The sequence below is a fragment of the Aquipuribacter hungaricus genome (assembly GCF_037860755.1).
Taxonomy (GTDB): domain Bacteria; phylum Actinomycetota; class Actinomycetes; order Actinomycetales; family JBBAYJ01; genus Aquipuribacter; species Aquipuribacter hungaricus.
In genome coordinates, this window is the sequence record NZ_JBBEOI010000064.1 from 1 (window position 1) to 16196 (window position 16196).

General features: G+C 73.3%; 11 protein-coding genes and 1 tRNA gene. 5 read left to right on the forward strand and 7 right to left on the reverse strand.

Annotated features, from left to right (window positions below; translation table 11 throughout):
- Positions 1–278 precede the first annotated feature (278 nt).
- A complete protein-coding gene (gene gltB, locus WCS02_RS09095) occupies positions 279–4835 on the forward strand; it encodes a glutamate synthase large subunit (RefSeq protein WP_340292228.1) in 4557 nt (1518 codons plus the stop codon).
- A gap of 94 nt (positions 4836–4929) precedes the next feature.
- Positions 4930–6372, forward strand: a complete 1443-nt coding sequence (gene pyk, locus WCS02_RS09100; RefSeq protein ID WP_340292230.1) for a pyruvate kinase — start codon at positions 4930–4932, stop codon at positions 6370–6372.
- Positions 6373–6449: 77 nt separating this feature from the next.
- Here pyk and WCS02_RS09105 read toward each other — a convergent pair.
- Positions 6450–6532, reverse strand: a tRNA-Leu gene (locus tag WCS02_RS09105).
- 69 nt (positions 6533–6601) lie between these two features.
- Here WCS02_RS09105 and WCS02_RS09110 point away from each other — a divergent pair.
- Entirely contained in the window at positions 6602–7294 is a 693-nt protein-coding gene (locus WCS02_RS09110; RefSeq protein WP_376983710.1) for an ANTAR domain-containing response regulator, read from the forward strand.
- A gap of 183 nt (positions 7295–7477) precedes the next feature.
- Positions 7478–8809 carry an ABC transporter substrate-binding protein gene (locus tag WCS02_RS09115; RefSeq protein ID WP_340292232.1) on the forward strand — a complete coding sequence of 444 codons (1332 nt, stop codon included), beginning with the start codon at positions 7478–7480 and terminating at the stop codon, positions 8807–8809.
- 427 nt (positions 8810–9236) lie between these two features.
- Here the strand turns inward: WCS02_RS09115 and WCS02_RS09120 are convergent, their stop codons facing one another.
- The 6 genes from WCS02_RS09120 to WCS02_RS09145 form a co-directional block, all read right to left on the reverse strand.
- Positions 9237–10025, reverse strand: a complete 789-nt coding sequence (locus WCS02_RS09120; protein ID WP_340292234.1) for an ABC transporter ATP-binding protein — start codon at positions 10023–10025, stop codon at positions 9237–9239.
- Positions 10022–11119: an ABC transporter ATP-binding protein gene (locus WCS02_RS09125; protein ID WP_340292235.1), complete on the reverse strand. Its 1098-nt coding sequence runs from the start codon at positions 11117–11119 to the stop codon at positions 10022–10024. The genes WCS02_RS09120 and WCS02_RS09125 overlap by 4 nt, the downstream gene beginning before the upstream one ends.
- Entirely contained in the window at positions 11109–12101 is a 993-nt protein-coding gene (locus WCS02_RS09130) for a branched-chain amino acid ABC transporter permease (RefSeq protein WP_340292236.1), read from the reverse strand. Before WCS02_RS09130 ends, WCS02_RS09125 begins: the two co-directional genes overlap by 11 nt.
- Before the next feature lie 12 nt (positions 12102–12113).
- A complete protein-coding gene (locus WCS02_RS09135; RefSeq protein WP_340292237.1) occupies positions 12114–13508 on the reverse strand; it encodes an ABC transporter permease subunit in 1395 nt (464 codons plus the stop codon).
- Between the two features lie 289 nt (positions 13509–13797).
- Positions 13798–14556, reverse strand: a complete 759-nt coding sequence (locus WCS02_RS09140) for a DUF554 domain-containing protein (protein ID WP_340292238.1) — start codon at positions 14554–14556, stop codon at positions 13798–13800.
- A gap of 70 nt (positions 14557–14626) precedes the next feature.
- A complete protein-coding gene (locus WCS02_RS09145; protein WP_376983736.1) occupies positions 14627–14983 on the reverse strand; it encodes a PaaI family thioesterase in 357 nt (118 codons plus the stop codon).
- A 173-nt stretch (positions 14984–15156) separates the two neighbouring features.
- Between WCS02_RS09145 and WCS02_RS09150 the strand changes: the two genes are divergently transcribed.
- The coding region (locus WCS02_RS09150) for a 5'-3' exonuclease (RefSeq protein WP_340292239.1) at positions 15157–16196 on the forward strand (1040 nt) is incomplete at its 3' end.

Sequence of the window (16196 nt, forward strand, 5' to 3'; positions counted from 1 at the left end):
CTCCGACTTGTCCCGGGGGGGCGGGCGCGCTCGCCGCCCGGCTGGCCGAGGGCGTGCGCTCCACCCGCTGAGACCGCCCGTCCACGCTCTGGGACGACCCGCCCCGGGCGACCGGGCGCGCGTCACCCTCCGGTGACGCGGCGCCTGCCGCGGGACCGACGCCGGGCGGCCGGACCGCCTGCGTACCCTGGACCTGCCCGATCTGCCTCGCAGCGCGCGGTCCCTCCTGCGCCCCACGACACGACTGCCCGAGCACCAGCACAGACCGGACGGTGAGCATGACGACGTCGGCCTTCCAGCGCTTCGGCCCTCGGCCCCACGAGGGTCTCTACGACCCCGCCAACGAGCACGACGCCTGCGGTGTGGCGTTCGTCGCCACCCTGCGCGGCACCGCCGGGCACGACATCGTCGAGCACGCGCTCACGGCGCTGCGCAACCTGGACCACCGCGGTGCCGTCGGCTCCGAGCCCGACACCGGGGACGGCGCCGGCATCCTCACCCAGCTGCCCGACGCGTTCCTCCGCGAGGAGGCCGCCGCGCTCGGCGTCACCCTGCCCGAGCCCGGCCGCTACGCCGTCGGGACCGCGTTCCTGCCGCAGGAGGCCGACGACCAGCGCCTCGCGGTGACCGCCGTCGCGACCGTCGCGGAGCAGGAGGGCCTGCGCGTCCTCGGCTGGCGCGACGTCCCCGTCGGGGCCGACCTCGTCGGTCCCACGGCGCGCTCCGTCATGCCCGTGTTCCGCCAGGTGTTCCTCGCCGCCGAGCCGGGCGGGCCCGCCGAGGGCCTGTCGGGCCTGGCGCTGGACCGGTACGCCTTCTGCGTCCGCAAGCGCCTGGAGAACGACCACGGCGTGTACTTCCCGTCGCTGAGCAGCCGCACCATGGTCTACAAGGGGATGCTCACCACCGGGCAGCTCGAGCCGTTCTTCCCGGACCTGTCCGACCGCCGGTTCACCACCGAGCTGGCCCTGGTCCACTCACGCTTCTCCACCAACACGTTCCCGTCGTGGCCCCTGGCGCACCCGTTCCGCCTCATCGCCCACAACGGCGAGATCAACACCGTGCGCGGCAACCGGAACTGGATGCGGGCGCGGGAGTCGACGCTGGCCAGCGACGTCATCCCCGGCGACCTCGAGCGGCTGTTCCCCGTCAACTCCGTCGGGGCCTCGGACTCCGCGAGCTTCGACGAGGTGCTCGAGCTGCTGCACCTCGGCGGCCGGTCGCTGCCCCACGCGGTGCTCATGATGATCCCGGAGGCGTGGGAGAACCACGCCGAGATGGACCCCGCCCGGCGCGCGTTCTACGACTACCACTCCGACATCATGGAGCCCTGGGACGGACCCGCCTCGGTGACCTTCACCGACGGCACCGTCATCGGGGCGGTGCTCGACCGCAACGGCCTGCGCCCCGCCCGCTGGTGGGTCACCAGCGACGGCCTGGTCGTCATGGCCAGCGAGAGCGGCGTGCTCGACATCGCGCCCGACCGCGTCGTCCGCAAGGGCCGGCTCCAGCCGGGACGGATGCTGCTCGTCGACACCGGCCAGGGCCGGATCATCGACGACACCGAGGTCAAGACCGAGCTGGCCGCCGAGCAGCCGTACGCGCGCTGGCTCGAGGAGAACCGGATCACCCTCGAGCAGCTGCCCGAGCGGGTCCACGTCGTCCACCCGGCCGCCTCGGTGACGCGCCGCCAGCAGACCTTCGGCTACACCGAGGAGGAGCTGCGCGTCCTCCTGGCGCCGATGGCCGCGAACGCCGCCGAGCCGATCGGCTCCATGGGCACCGACACGCCGCCCGCGGTGCTGTCCGAGCGTCCCCGGCTGCTGTTCGACTACTTCACGCAGCTGTTCGCCCAGGTGACGAACCCGCCGCTGGACGCCATCCGCGAGGAGCTCGTCACGAGCCTGCGCGGCGCCATAGGGCCCGAGCTCAACATCCTCGACGCGACGCCGGCGCACTGCCGGATGGTCGTGCTCCCGTTCCCGGTCATCGACAACGACGAGCTGGCCAAGATCGTCCACCTCGAGGGCGAGGACGGTGCCGCGGCGACCGCCGTGGTCCGCGGGCTGTACGACGTCCACGGCGGCGGCGCGGCGCTCGAGGCCCGCCTCGACGAGATCTGCGCCGAGGTCGACCGGGCGCTCGCGGACGGCGCGCAGTTCGTCGTGCTGTCCGACCGGGACTCCACCGCCGACCTCGCGCCCATCCCGTCGCTCCTGCTCACCGGCGCGGTCCACCACCACCTCATCCGCACCCGCGCCCGCACCCGGGTCGGGCTGCTCGTCGAGGCCGGCGACGTGCGCGAGGTCCACCACTGCGCCCTGCTCGTCGGCTACGGCGCCGCGGCGATCAACCCCTACCTGGCGATGGAGTCCGTGGAGGACCTGGTCCGGCGCGGCACGATCGAGGTCGACGCGACGACCGCCGTCCGCAACCTCATCAAGGCGCTCGGCAAGGGCGTGCTCAAGGTGATGTCCAAGATGGGCATCAGCACGGTCGCCTCCTACCGCGGCGCCCAGGTGTTCGAGGCGCTGGGTCTCGGCCAGGAGCTCGTCGACCGGTACTTCACGGGCACGACGAGCCAGCTCGGCGGCATCGGCCTGGAGGTCGTCGCCGAGGAGGTCGCCCGCCGCCACGCGGTCGCCTACCCGCCCGAGGGCGCCCCGGCGACCCGGATGCTCGCCCAGGGCGGGGAGTACCAGTGGCGCCGCGACGGCGAGGTGCACCTGTTCGACCCCGACACGGTGTTCCGGCTGCAGCACTCCACCCGCGCCCAGCGCTACGACGTGTTCAGCCAGTACTCCCGCTCGGTCGACGAGCGCTCCCAGCGCCTCGGCACCCTGCGCGGGCTGTTCGAGCTGCGCCCGGCGGCCGGCGGGCCCGTCCCGCTGGAGGAGGTGGAGAGCGTCGAGGCGATCATGACGCGCTTCGCCACCGGCGCCATGAGCTTCGGCTCCATCAGCCCCGAGGCCCACGAGACGGTCGCCGTCGGCATGAACCGGGTCGGCGGGCGCTCCAACACCGGCGAGGGCGGCGAGGCCGTCGAGCGGCTCCTCGACCCGGCCCGGCGCAGCTCGGTCAAGCAGGTCGCCTCCGGGCGGTTCGGCGTGACGAGCATGTACCTCACCCACGCCACGGACATCCAGATCAAGATGGCGCAGGGGGCCAAGCCCGGCGAGGGCGGCCAGCTGCCCGGCCACAAGGTCTACCCGCTCATCGCCGAGATCCGGCACTCCACGCCGGGCGTCGGGCTCATCTCCCCGCCGCCGCACCACGACATCTACTCCATCGAGGACCTCGCCCAGCTGATCCACGACCTCAAGAACGCGAACCCGCAGGCGCGGATCCACGTCAAGCTGGTCAGCGAGATCGGCGTCGGCACGGTGGCGGCGGGCGTCTCCAAGGCCCACGCCGACGTCGTCCTCGTCTCCGGGCACGACGGCGGCACCGGGGCCTCGCCGCTGACGAGCCTCAAGCACGCCGGCGCGCCGTGGGAGCTCGGCCTGGCCGAGACCCAGCAGACGCTCATGCTCAACGGGCTGCGCGACCGGATCACCGTCCAGGTCGACGGGGCCATGAAGACCGGTCGCGACGTCGTCGTGGCGGCGCTGCTCGGCGCGGAGGAGTACGGCTTCTCCACCGCCCCGCTCATCGTCTCCGGCTGCATCATGATGCGGGTCTGCCACCTCAACACCTGCCCGGTGGGCGTCGCGACGATGGACCCGCGGCTGCGCGCCAAGTTCAGCGGCACGCCCGAGTTCGTCGAGACGTTCTTCCGCTACGTCGCCACCGAGGTGCGCGAGCACCTGGCCTCGCTGGGGCTGCGCTCGGTGGAGGAGGCGGTCGGCCGCGTCGACCTGCTCGACACCCGGCGCGCGGTCGAGCACTGGAAGGCCGACGGGCTGGACCTCACGCCGATCCTCCACCAGGCCGACGTCCCCGCGGGCGCCCCCCGGCACCGGACCGTGGCTCAGGACCACGGCCTGGAGAAGGCGCTCGACGTCACCCTCATCCAGATGTCGGGCGACGCCCTCGAGCGGGGCGAGCCGGTGCGGATCGACGTCCCGGTGCGCAACATCAACCGGACGGTCGGCACGATGCTCGGCCACGAGGTGACGCTGCGCCACGGCGAGCACGGCCTGCCCGACGACACCATCGACGTCACGCTCACCGGCTCCGCGGGCCAGTCGCTCGGGGCGTTCCTGCCCCGGGGGATCACGCTGCGGCTGTGGGGCGACGCCAACGACTACGTGGGCAAGGGCCTGTCGGGCGGGCGCGTCGTCGTCCGGCCGCACCGCGGCACCCGGTTCAACACCCAGCGCAACATCATCGGCGGCAACGTCATCGCCTACGGCGCGACCAGCGGCGAGATCCTCATCCAGGGCGAGGTGGGGGAGCGGTGCTGCGTGCGCAACTCCGGGGCCACCGTCGTCGTGGAGGGCGTGGGGGACCACGGCTGCGAGTACATGACCGGCGGGACCGTGGTCGTCCTCGGGCGGACCGGCCGGAACTTCGCGGCCGGCATGTCCGGCGGCGTGGCCTACGTGCTCGACCTGCGCGAGGGCCGGGTCAACCGGGAGCTCGTCGACATCGAGCCGGTCGACGACGCCGACGTGGAGCTCCTGCTGCCGCTGCTGCGCCGCCACGTGGAGGAGACCGGCTCGCTGGTCGCCGAGGACCTCGTCGTGGAGCCGGACGTGCTGCGGGCCCGGCTGCGCAAGGTGGTCCCGCGCGAGTACCGGCGCGTCACCCAGGTGCTGGCCGACGCCGCCGCGGAGGGCCTGGACCCCCGCGGCGACGAGGTCTGGACCCGGATCGTCGCCCCCGCCCGCTGACCACGTGAACAGCAGGTGAACAGCGCCCGCGCCCAGGTCCGCCGGTCGGACCTGGGCGCGGGCGCACCTGCGCGCGGGCACTAGCGTGGGACCCATGCGCCGCGCCAAGATCGTCTGCACCCTGGGCCCCGCCGTCGCCGGCCGGGACAACATCCGCCGCCTCGTGGAGGCCGGGATGGACGTCGCCCGGATGAACTTCAGCCACGGCGACCACTCCGACCACGAGGCCAACTTCGCCGACGTCCGGGCGGCCGCCGAGGCCACCGGGCGCAACGTCGCCATCCTGCTCGACCTGCAGGGCCCCAAGATCCGCATCGGCCGCTTCACCGAGGGCTCCGTCGAGCTCACGGTCGGCGAGCAGTTCGTCATCACCACCGAGGACGTCCCCGGCGACGTCCACCAGGTGTCGACCACGTACCAGGGCCTGCCGGGCGACGTCTCCGCCGGGGACGACATCCTCGTCGACGACGGCCGCCTCGCCTTCAAGGTCCTCTCCGTCGACGGCCCCCGCGTCACCACCGAGGTCGTCGTGGGCGGCAAGGTGTCCAACAACAAGGGCGTCAACCTGCCCGGCGTCGCGGTGAGCGTCCCCGCCCTCACCGAGAAGGACATCGAGGACCTGCGCTTCGGGCTGTCCCTCGGCGTCGACATCGTCGCGCTGTCGTTCGTCCGCGACGCCGTGGACGCCGACGGCGTCCGCGCGATCATGGACGAGGTCGGCGTCCGCCTGCCCGTCATCGCCAAGGTCGAGAAGCCGCAGGCGGTCGAGCACCTGCGCGAGGTCGTCGACGCCTTCGACGGGATCATGGTCGCCCGCGGCGACCTGGGCGTCGAGCTGCCCCTGTACGAGGTGCCGCTGGTCCAGAAGCTCGCGGTCGAGCTCGCCCGCCGGCAGGCCAAGCCGGTCATCGTCGCCACGCAGATGCTCGAGTCGATGATCACCAACCCGCGTCCCACGCGCGCCGAGGCCAGCGACGTCGCCAACGCCGTCCTCGACGGGGCCGACGCGGTCATGCTGTCCGGCGAGACCAGCGTCGGGGCCTACCCGTTCGACACGGTCCGCACCATGGCCGACATCATCCGCAACACCGAGGAGCACGGCCTGGACCGGATCGCGCCCCTGGGCACGGCCCCCCGGACGAAGGGCGGCGCCATCACCCGCGCCGCGGCCGAGATCGGCACCACGCTCGGCGTGAAGTACCTGTGCTGCTTCAGCCAGTCCGGCGACTCCGCCAAGCGGATGTCGCGCCTGCGCAGCAGCATCCCGCTGCTGGTCTTCACGCCCTCGGCCGAGGCCCGCCGCCAGCTCGCGCTGTCGTGGGGCGTCGAGGCGCTGCTCGTGCCGACGGTCCAGCACACCGACGACATGGTCCGTCAGGTGGACACGTCGCTGCTGGAGAGCGGCCTCGGTGCCGTGGGCGACGAGGTCGTCATCGTCGCCGGGTCGCCCCCCGGCATCCCCGGCTCGACCAACGCGCTGCGGGTGCACCGGGTCGGCGACGCCGTCGCCGCGGTGGCCCCGGCCTACGAGGGCTGACACCAGCACCCCGCCCGCACGCCCGGGCGGACGGGACAGCCCCGGCCACCGTGAGGTGGCCGGGGCTGTGTCGTCGGTACCGGCGGCGGGAATCGAACCCGCACGCCCTCGCGGGCAGCGCATTTTGAGTGCGCCGTGTCTACCGTTCCACCACGCCGGCCCTGCCGGGCGGGAGCCGCCCGGGGTCGGCGCGCACCGGGCGCGCCCGACCGGCCGCTAGGCTACCGCCGTGGCTGACAGCGACGAGGCGCCAGGTGTGGACGACCCCTTCCTCCCCCCGCGGAGGGACCCCGGCGACCAGCCCGAGGCCCCTGCGGCGCCGTCCTCCGGGCGCCGGCGCGTGGTCGTCGCCGAGGACGAGGCGCTGACCCGTCTCGACCTCGTCGAGATGCTCACCGAGGCCGGCTACGACGTGGTCGGCGAGGCCGGCGACGGCGAGAGCGCCATGCGCCTGGCCGAGGAGCAGCGCCCCGACGTGGTCGTGCTCGACATCAAGATGCCCAAGCTCGACGGGATCAGCGCGGCCGAGCGGATCGCCGCCGCGCGCATCGCCCCGGTCGTCCTGCTCACGGCCTTCAGCCAGACCGAGCTCGTGGAGCGGGCGCGCGACGCCGGCGCCATGGCCTACGTCGTCAAGCCGTTCACCGCGGCCGACCTGCTGCCCGCGCTGGAGATCGCCGTCAGCCGGCACTCCGAGCTGCTGCAGCTCGAGGACGAGGTCGCCGACCTGGCCGACCGGCTCGAGACCCGCAAGCTGGTCGAGCGCGCCAAGGCGGCGCTGCAGTCGACGTACGGCATGAGCGAGCCCGAGGCGTTCCGCTGGATCCAGAAGACGTCGATGGACCGCAGGCTCTCCATGCGCGAGGTCGCCTCCGGCGTGCTGGCCGCCGCGGCGGGCGCGCCCAAGCAGGGCGGTCGCTGAGGGTCACCCTCCGGGGACGGCGTGGTGGGAGCGGGCCCACCGACGTCGTCGCAGGTCACGAACCTGCAACGCCTCGGTAAAGGGTGCGCGGCGACCGGTGACGCCGACCGGTCGGTCGGCTACGTTGCGGTGCAAGAGCCCACCGACCGGTGGGGTCGGTCCTTGCCCGAAGGAGCACACCACATGATCCGACGCAGTCGTGGATGGCAGCCCGTCGCCGTCCTCGGTATCGCCGGTCTCGCCCTCGCCGCGTGCGGTGGCGGCGACGCCGAGACCGAGACCCCTGACGCAGGCACCACCGCCGAGGACACCGCGGCGGCAGCCCCCGAGCCCTCGGACTCCGGTTCTGAGCCCGCTGCCGGCTCCGGTGGCGGCGACGGCACCCTGACCATCGGGACGCTGCTCCCCGAGACCGGCAGCCTCGCCTTCCTCGGGCCGCCCGAGTTCGCGGGCGTCGACCTGGCGATCCAGGAGATCAACGCGGCCGGCGGTGTGCTCGGCCAGGACGTCGCCAAGATCGACGGCGACTCCGGTGACACCACCACCGACATCGCCACCCAGACCGCCACGCGGCTCATCGGCGAGGGCGTCGACGCCATCGTCGGCGCGGCCTCCTCCGGCGTGTCGTTCACGGTCATCGACCAGATCACCGGCGCGGGTGTCGTGCACTACTCGCCCGCCAACACGAGCCCCGACTTCACGGACTACGACGACAACGGGCTGTACTTCCGCACCGCCCCGTCCGACGTCCTCCAGGGCCGCGTCCTCGGTGACCTGCTCGTGCAGGACGGCTGCCTCGACGCCGCCGTCGTCTCCCTCGACGACCCGTACGGCACGGGCCTCACGGAGAACCTCGTCACCTCGCTGCAGGCCGGCGGCGGCGACCTCGTGGCCGACCCGATCCTCTACCCCGAGGGCACGGACAACTTCTCCGCGCAGGTGACCCAGGTCGCCGACTCCGGCGCGGAGTGCGTCGTCCTCATCGGCTTCGCCGAGACCGCCCAGATCGTCCAGGAGATGGTCGCCCAGGGCCTGCCGCCGAGCGGCACCCCGACCTACTTCGTCGACGGCAACCTCTCCAACTACGGCGAGGACCTGCCGGCCGGCGTGCTCGAGGGCAGCAAGGGCACGCTCCCGGGCGCCGAGGCGTCCGAGGAGTTCCAGGCCCGCCTGCTCGAGGTGGACCCGGAGCTCGGTGACTTCTCCTACGCGGCGGAGTCCTACGACGCCGTCGTCACCATCGCCCTGGCCGCCATCGCGGCCCAGAGCGACTCCGGCACCGACATCGGGGCTGCGCTGCCCGACGTCACGCGCGGCGGCGAGAAGTGCACCGACTTCGCCGCCTGCTTCGCCCTGCTCGAGGCCGACCCGGCCGCCGACATCGACTACGACGGCGTCTCCGGCCCGATCGAGATGTCCGACGCCGGTGACCCGACCGAGGCCACCATCGGCATCTTCCAGTACGGCGCCGACAACAACTACACCCGCGTCGACAGCCTCTCCGGCACCATCTGAGACGCTGTGAGCCAGCCCCCCGGGGCTGACTGACGCACCGCAGGAAGGCCCCTCACCCTCGCGGGTGGGGGGCCTTCCTGCGTCCGGCCCCGTGCGTCCGCGTCCCCCTGCCCTCTCGAACTCCGGCTCGCCAGGTGCGGTGGTCGCGGTCGGCCTCCGCAGGGGTGTGGCGCCGGCGCGTGATGCAAGATCGCGCCACAGCGGCACAAGGGAGGCCGGCTCAGGGCCCGTCAGTCCTCAGGACAGCCCTCCCTTGTGCTCGAGGGGTCCCTGGTCCTTGCTCCCTGGTCTATCAGCGCCGGACGCTCAGGTGGTCGCGGCAGGCCCGCCGGGCGCTGCGGCGGGCGGACCGGCCGGGCAGCACGACGCCCGGCCCTCCGTGGGGAGGACCGGGCGCGAGGTACGGGGAGCGGTGCTGAGGTGCCGGTCAGTCGACCTTGGCCAGCGTGCCGAGGTAGAGCTCGATGACCTTGGGGTCCTTCGCCAGCGAGCGGCCGGTCCCCGTGTAGGCGTTCCGGCCCTGGTCCAGGACGTAGCCGCGGTCGCAGATCTGGAGGCAGCGGCGGGCGTTCTGCTCGACCATGACGACCGAGACGCCGGTCTTGTTGATCTCCCGGGTGCGCAGGAACACCTCGTCCTGCTTGGCGGGGGACAGGCCCGCCGAGGGCTCGTCGAGCAACAGGACGCTCGGGTCCATCATGAGCGCGCGGCCCATGGCCACCATCTGCCGCTCGCCGCCGGACAGCGAGCCCGCGCGCTGGGCGCGCCGCTCGCCGAGGGTCGGGAACAGGTCGGTGACGGTCGCGAACCGGTCCTTGAACTTCTTGGGCGCCTGGTAGCAACCCATCTGCAGGTTCTCCTCGATGGTGAGCGAGGGGAACACGTTGTTGGTCTGCGGCACGAAGCCGACGCCCCGGGTGACGAGCTTGTTGGCCTTGAACCCGGTGATGTCGTCGCCCCGCAGGGTGACCGAGCCGTCGCGGACCTTGACCAGGCCGAACATGGCCTTGAGCAGCGTCGACTTGCCGGCACCGTTCGGGCCGATGATGCCGACCAGCTCGCCGGGGGCGACGTACAGGTCGGTCCCGTTGAGGATGTTCACGCCGGGCAGGTAGCCCGCCACCAGCTCGTCGACCCGGAGGATCGCGTCCGCGGCGCCGGCGACGTGGGCGTCGCGGCCCACGACGGTGGAGCCGCTCGTCGTCGGGGTGCTCATCGGGTCCCGCCCTCCGTGCTCGTCGCGCCGTGACCGTCGACGGGCGGGGTGCCCGCCGGGTCCTCCTCGTGCCGGTAGTGCAGGTGGTCCTCGTCGAGCGGGTCGTCGTCGCCCAGCGGCTCGTCGTGGTGCCCGCCCAGGTAGGCGTCGATGACGGCCGGGTCGGCCATGACGGTGTCCGGGGGGCCCTCGGCGACGATGGTGCCCTGCGCCATGACGATGACCCAGTCGGAGATGTCGCGGACCATGTCCATGTCGTGCTCGACGAACAGCACGGTCATGCCCTGCTCGCGCAGGTCCTTGACGTGGCCGAGCAGGGACTGGGTGAGCGCGGGGTTCACGCCGGCCATGGGCTCGTCGAGCATGACCATCTGCGGCTCGCTCATGAGCGCCCGCGCCATCTCCAGCAGCTTGCGCTGGCCGCCGGACAGCGAGCCGGCGAAGTCCGCCCGCTTGGCGTCGAGCTTGAACCGGCGGAGCAGGTCGTCGGCGCGCGCGGTGTTCTCGCGCTCCTCCTTGGCCCACAGCGGCTTGACCAGCGCCGCGAGGATGCCCTCGCCGCGCTGCTTCTTGGCGCCCAGGCGCATGTTCTCGATGACCGTGAGCCGCGACAGCGCCTTGGTCAGCTGGAAGGTGCGGACCATGCCCCGGCGCGCGACCTTGTGCGCGGCGACCTTGGACAGCGTCTGCCCGTCGAACGTCCACGAGCCCTCGTCGGGGCGGTCGAAGCCGGTCAGCAGGTTGAACAGCGTCGTCTTGCCGGCGCCGTTGGGACCGATGAGCGCCGTGATGGCGTGGCGCTGGATCTCCACGTGCTGCACGTCGACGGCGGTGAGGCCGCCGAACCGGCGGACGACGCCGTCGGCGACGAGGATCGGGTCCGGCTTCTTGCTGCCCGGGACACGGGGGACGTCGGCGAGAGCGACGGTGGCGCGGTCGCGGAACTCCGTCCCCTCGCCCGGCGCCAGGGTCGCGGTGGCACCCGTCGAGCCCGTGGCAGCACCAGAGGTCGCCGCCGTCGGGGCGGGGCCGTCGTGGCCCGTCGCGCCGACCGCGTGCGCGCCTGCCGTGCCGTCTGTCTGGTCAGCGGGCATCGAGCACCAGCTCCCTCCGGTCGCCGAGGATCCCTTGCGGGCGGTAGGTCATGAGCAGCATGAGCGCCACACCGACCAGGATGAAGCGGACCTGGCCGACCTGGACACCGTCCATGAGCCAGGTGGGGATGTAGCCGGCGGACACCGCGCCGCGCAGCAGGGTGTCCGTCAGGGACAGGGTCACCCAGAGGATGACGGCGCCGAGCACCGGGCCCATGACGCGGGCCGCGCCGCCGAGCAGCAGGGCGGTGTAGGCGAGGAACGTCAGCTGCGTCGCGTAGTTGTCCGGCTGGACGGACCCGCGGGACAGGCTGAGGACGATCCCGGCCAGGGCGCCGATGACGCCGCCGAGCACGAGCGCCTGCATCTTGTAGGCGAAGATGTTCTTGCCCAGGCTGCGGACCGCGTCCTCGTCCTCGCGGATGCCCTTGAGCACCCGGCCCCACGGGCTGCGGACCAGCAGGGACACCACGGTCAGCGACAGCGCGATGAGGACCAGGGCGAACACCCGGATCCACAGGTCCCGCTCGCTGTAGCTGAACGGGCCGGCGCCGTACGTGCCGTCGGGGAACGGGTTGGCCGCGTAGAACTCCCGCGCCATGCCGTTGATGCCGTTGGAGCCGCCGGTGAACTCGTCGAACGTCGACGACCGCACGACGAAGCGGAAGATCTCCGCCGTGGCGATGGTGGCGATGGCGAGGTAGTCCGCCCGCAGCCGCAGCGTCGGGACGCCGAGCACGAGCGCCAGCACCGTCGCCGCGGCGATCGCCACGAGGATGCCCGCCCACAGCGGCCCGTCGAAGTACGTCACGGTGATGCCGACGCCGTAGGCGCCGAGGGCGACGAACGCCGCCTGCCCGAAGTTCAGCAGGCCGGTGTAGCCGAAGTGCATGTTGAGGCCGATCGCGGCCAGGCAGAACACCAGGGTGTCGATGCCGAAGAGCTGGCTCGCCGCGTTGCCGAGGATGCTTCCGAAGTCCATGTCAGTCCCGCCTCAGCCGACCCGCTGGCCACGCCCGAGCAGGCCCTGGGGCCTGACGAGCAGGATGATGATGAGCACCGCGAGGGCGCCGACGTTCTTGAGCTCCGGCGGGATCACCAGGGCGCTGAGCTCGATGAGCAGGCCGACGAGCACCGCCCCGAGCATGGCGCCCCACGCGGTGCCGAGGCCGCCGAGGACGACCGCGGCGAAGATGAGCAGCAGCACCTGGAAGCCCAGCTGGAAGTCCATGCCCTGGGTGAGCCCGAAGAGGATGCCGGACAGCGCTGCCAGGGCGGTGCCGATGACCCACACGGTGCGGATGACGCCGTCGACGTCGATCCCGCTCGCGGCGGCGAGCGCCGGGTTGTCCGACACCGCCCGGGTCGCCTTGCCGGTGCGGGTGTACAGCAGCGACAGCGCGAAGGCGACGAGCACGACGACCGCCAGGCCCATGCTGAACAGGTGCGACGGCGGGATGCGCACGGGGCCCAGCTCGAGGCCCGCCTGGCCGCTGAAGTCGCGGTAGAACCGCGTCTCGCCGCCGAACAGGTAGAGGAAGCCGTAGCGCAGGAAGAAGCTGAGGCCGATCGAGAAGATCATGGCCGCGATGAGGCCGACCTGCTTGCGTCTCAGCGAGCGCCAGATGTAGGTCTCCTGGAACCAGCCGAAGGCGCCCGCCAGCAGGATGGTCAGCGGTGCCGCCACGAGCAGGGGGAGCCCGACGAGGACGTGGAGCGCCCAGGCGACGAGCGCGCCGAAGGTCACCAGCTCGCCGTGCGCGAAGTTCGTCAGGCCGGTGGTGCCGAACACCAGCGACAGCCCGATCGCGGCCAGGGCGAGGATGAGGCCGAAGCGCAGGCCCGAGACCGCGTACTGCGGGGCCAGGCGCCACGGGATGTCGGCGAGGAAGCTCGGCGTCGGGACGATCGCGTCGCCGCCCTCGCCGCCGAGGCCCGGCGCGAGGCGGAAGGCCACGGTGCGCGGGGTGCCCGGCTCGACCGTGGTGACGAAGGGGTTCTGCGCGACGCCGTAGTCGGCCAGCTCCTCCGGCAGCGTCTCCAGGTCCAGCTCGATCTCGTACTCGCCGGGCCCGTCCACGGGGAACGACACGGCGCCGTCGGCGTCGGTCTCGCCCTCGCCGACGACGTCGCCGCCGGAGCGGACCTCGACCGCGACGCCCTCGATGTTCTCGCGGGTCTCGTCGTCGCGGACGCGGACGTTGATGGCCTCGGGGCCGGCCGGGGCCTCGGAGGCACCGGCGGACGGCTCGCCGGAGGCCCCGGCGGTCGGCTCGGCCGAGGCGCCCGCGGGCACGAGGGCGAGCGGCTGCACCGAGGGCAGCGCGGCTGCGGGACCGGCGACTGTCAGGGCGACGAACAGCCCGACGAGCGCGATGAGGAGACGCACCCTTGTTCCTCCGTTGGGTCGGCAGGGTGGAGCGGCAGGGGACACGCCTGCTGGGTCCCAGCGGTCGTGACCGCCGAACCTTAGCCACACCCGACGGGCGCAGGGACCCCGCCGGACGGAAACGACACCGGAAAGTAACGTGCGGCGCGGACGGGCCCGGAGTTCCCGACCGCACGGACGGGTTCGCACGTCGGGGGCACCGCCGACCCTGCCGGCCACCTGGCGCTCGTCCCGCGTGCACCCGCTGTCCACCCTCCCTCCACCCTCTGTGCCGAGCCCCGGCGCCCGGTCAGGCGGGCAGGGCGCGCACGAGCGCGACGAGCAGCGGCGCGACGACGAGCGCAGGCAGCAGGTCCCCGACGGGCACGTCGCGCAGGCGCAGCAGCCGGAACCCGACCCCGAGCAGGACGAGCCCGCCCGTCGCCGACAGCGCGGCCACCTGGGCCGGGTCGAGGAGGTCGCCGAGCAGGAACCCGACGAGGGTGAGCAGGCCCTGGACGACCGCCACCGACAGCGCGCTCACCAGGACCCCGGCGCCGAGCGCCGACGCGAACGCGGCCGCGGCCACCCCGTCCAGGAGCGACTTCACGGCGAGCTCGTCGATACCCCGGCCGAGGCCGTCGTTGATGGCGCCGAGCACGGTGAGCGGACCGACGCAGAACACGAGGGAGGCGGTGACGAAGCCCTCGACGAACCGGGCCGACCCGCCCTCGTCGGCGGGGCGACCGCGCACGAGCAGCCGCCGCAGGGAGGCGCCGACCCCCTCGAGCCGGTCCTCGACCCGCAGCAGCGCGCCGACGATGCCGCCGAGCAGCGCCGAGCCGATGACGACGAGCGCCGCGCCCGGCCCGACGGCCTCGGCGAGCGCGGGGTCGGTGACGTCGAGCACGGACAGCACGGCGATCGCCAGCGTCCCCAGACCCAGCGCGTCCATGGCGACCAGGCGGACCCGCTCCGGCAGCCGGGCGCCCAGCAGCAGCCCGACCGTGCCGCCCAGCAGCACGGTGAGGACGTTGAGGACCGTCCCGGCCCCGACGAAGGCGGTCACGGCCGGCGGCCGGCCCCGGCAGGAGCAGCGAGGGTCGCGCCCAGGGCCGCGCGCCGGGCTCCGCGCAGCGTCACGCGCCGGGGACGGCGTCGCGCAGCAGGCACGTGATGCGCGACGTGCACACCCGGCGCCCCTGGGCGTCGCTGACGACGACCTCGTAGCTGGCCAGCGTGCGACCGGCGGAGACGCGGGTCGCCACGGCGGTGACCAGCCCGTCGCGGGCGGAGCGGTGGTGGGTGGCGTTGATGTCGACACCGACGGCGACGCGGCCCTCGCCCGCGGACAGCATCGCGCCGAAGCTGCCCAGGGTCTCCGCGAGCACCACCGAGGCGCCGCCGTGGAGCAGCCCGTACGGCTGGGTGTTGCCCGCGACCGGCATGGTGGCGACGAGCCGCTCGGCCGTCACCTCGACGAACTCGATGCCCATCCGCTCGACGAGGGTGCCCGGCACGGCGTCCAGGACGGTCTGCAGCGCGGTCCCGGCGGCGGTCCCGGCGGCGGTCCCGGCGGCGGTCCCGGCGGCGGTCCCGGCGGCGGTCCCTGCGGCGGTCCCTGGCTCGGTCCCTGGTCTGGTCACACCCAGAGCCTAGGGTTGCCGCCGTGGGACGCCTGCTGCTCGTCGACGGACACTCGCTGGCCTACCGGGCCTTCTACGCCCTGCCGGCGGAGAACTTCTCCACCTCCACCGGGCAGGTGACGAACGCGGTGTACGGGTTCACGTCGATGCTCATCAACGTGCTGCGCGACGAGGAGCCCACGCACCTCGCGGTCGCCTTCGACGTGTCCAAGCAGACCTTCCGGCTCGCGGAGTACCCGGAGTACAAGGCGGGGCGCTCGGCGACGCCGACCGAGTTCTCCGGGCAGATCCCCCTGATCCGCGAGGTGCTGGGCGCGATGGGCGTCCGGATGGTCACCGCCGAGGGGTTCGAGGCCGACGACGTCATCTGCACCCTCACCCGGCAGGCGCGCGAGGCAGGCCACGACGTCCTCGTCGTCACCGGTGACCGTGACGCGTTCCAGCTCGTCGACGACCGCACCACCGTGCTCTACCCGGTGCGCGGGGTCTCCGAGCTCACCCGCATGACGCCGGAGGCCGTCGTCGCCCGCTACGGCGTGCCGCCCGAGCGCTACCCGGACCTGGCCGCGCTCGTGGGGGAGACGAGCGACAACCTGCCCGGCGTCCCCGGCGTCGGCCCCAAGACCGCGGCCAAGTGGATCACCCAGTACGACGGCCTGGCCGGGGTGGTCGCGCACGCCGACGCCATCAAGGGCAAGGCGGGCGAGAGCTTCCGCGAGCACATCGCGTCGGTGGAGCGGAACCGCCGGCTCAACCGCCTCCTCGACGACCTGCCCCTCGGGGTCGAGGTCGAGGAGCTGCGCCGGCCGGGCTGGGACCGCGACGCCATCCACCAGGTCTTCGACGGCCTGGAGTTCCGCGTCCTGCGCGAGCGGCTGTTCGAGACCCTCGACAACGACGAGCCCGAGGTGACCGGGGGGTTCTCGGTCGAGGTCGCCCGGCCGCGCGGCGAGGAGGTGGGCGCCTGGACGGCCCGCGTCCCCGCCGGCGCCCGCGTCGGCGCCGAGGTCGTGCTCGCCGCCGACCTCACCGGTCCGGGCAGCCCGGCGCGCCCGGCCGCGCT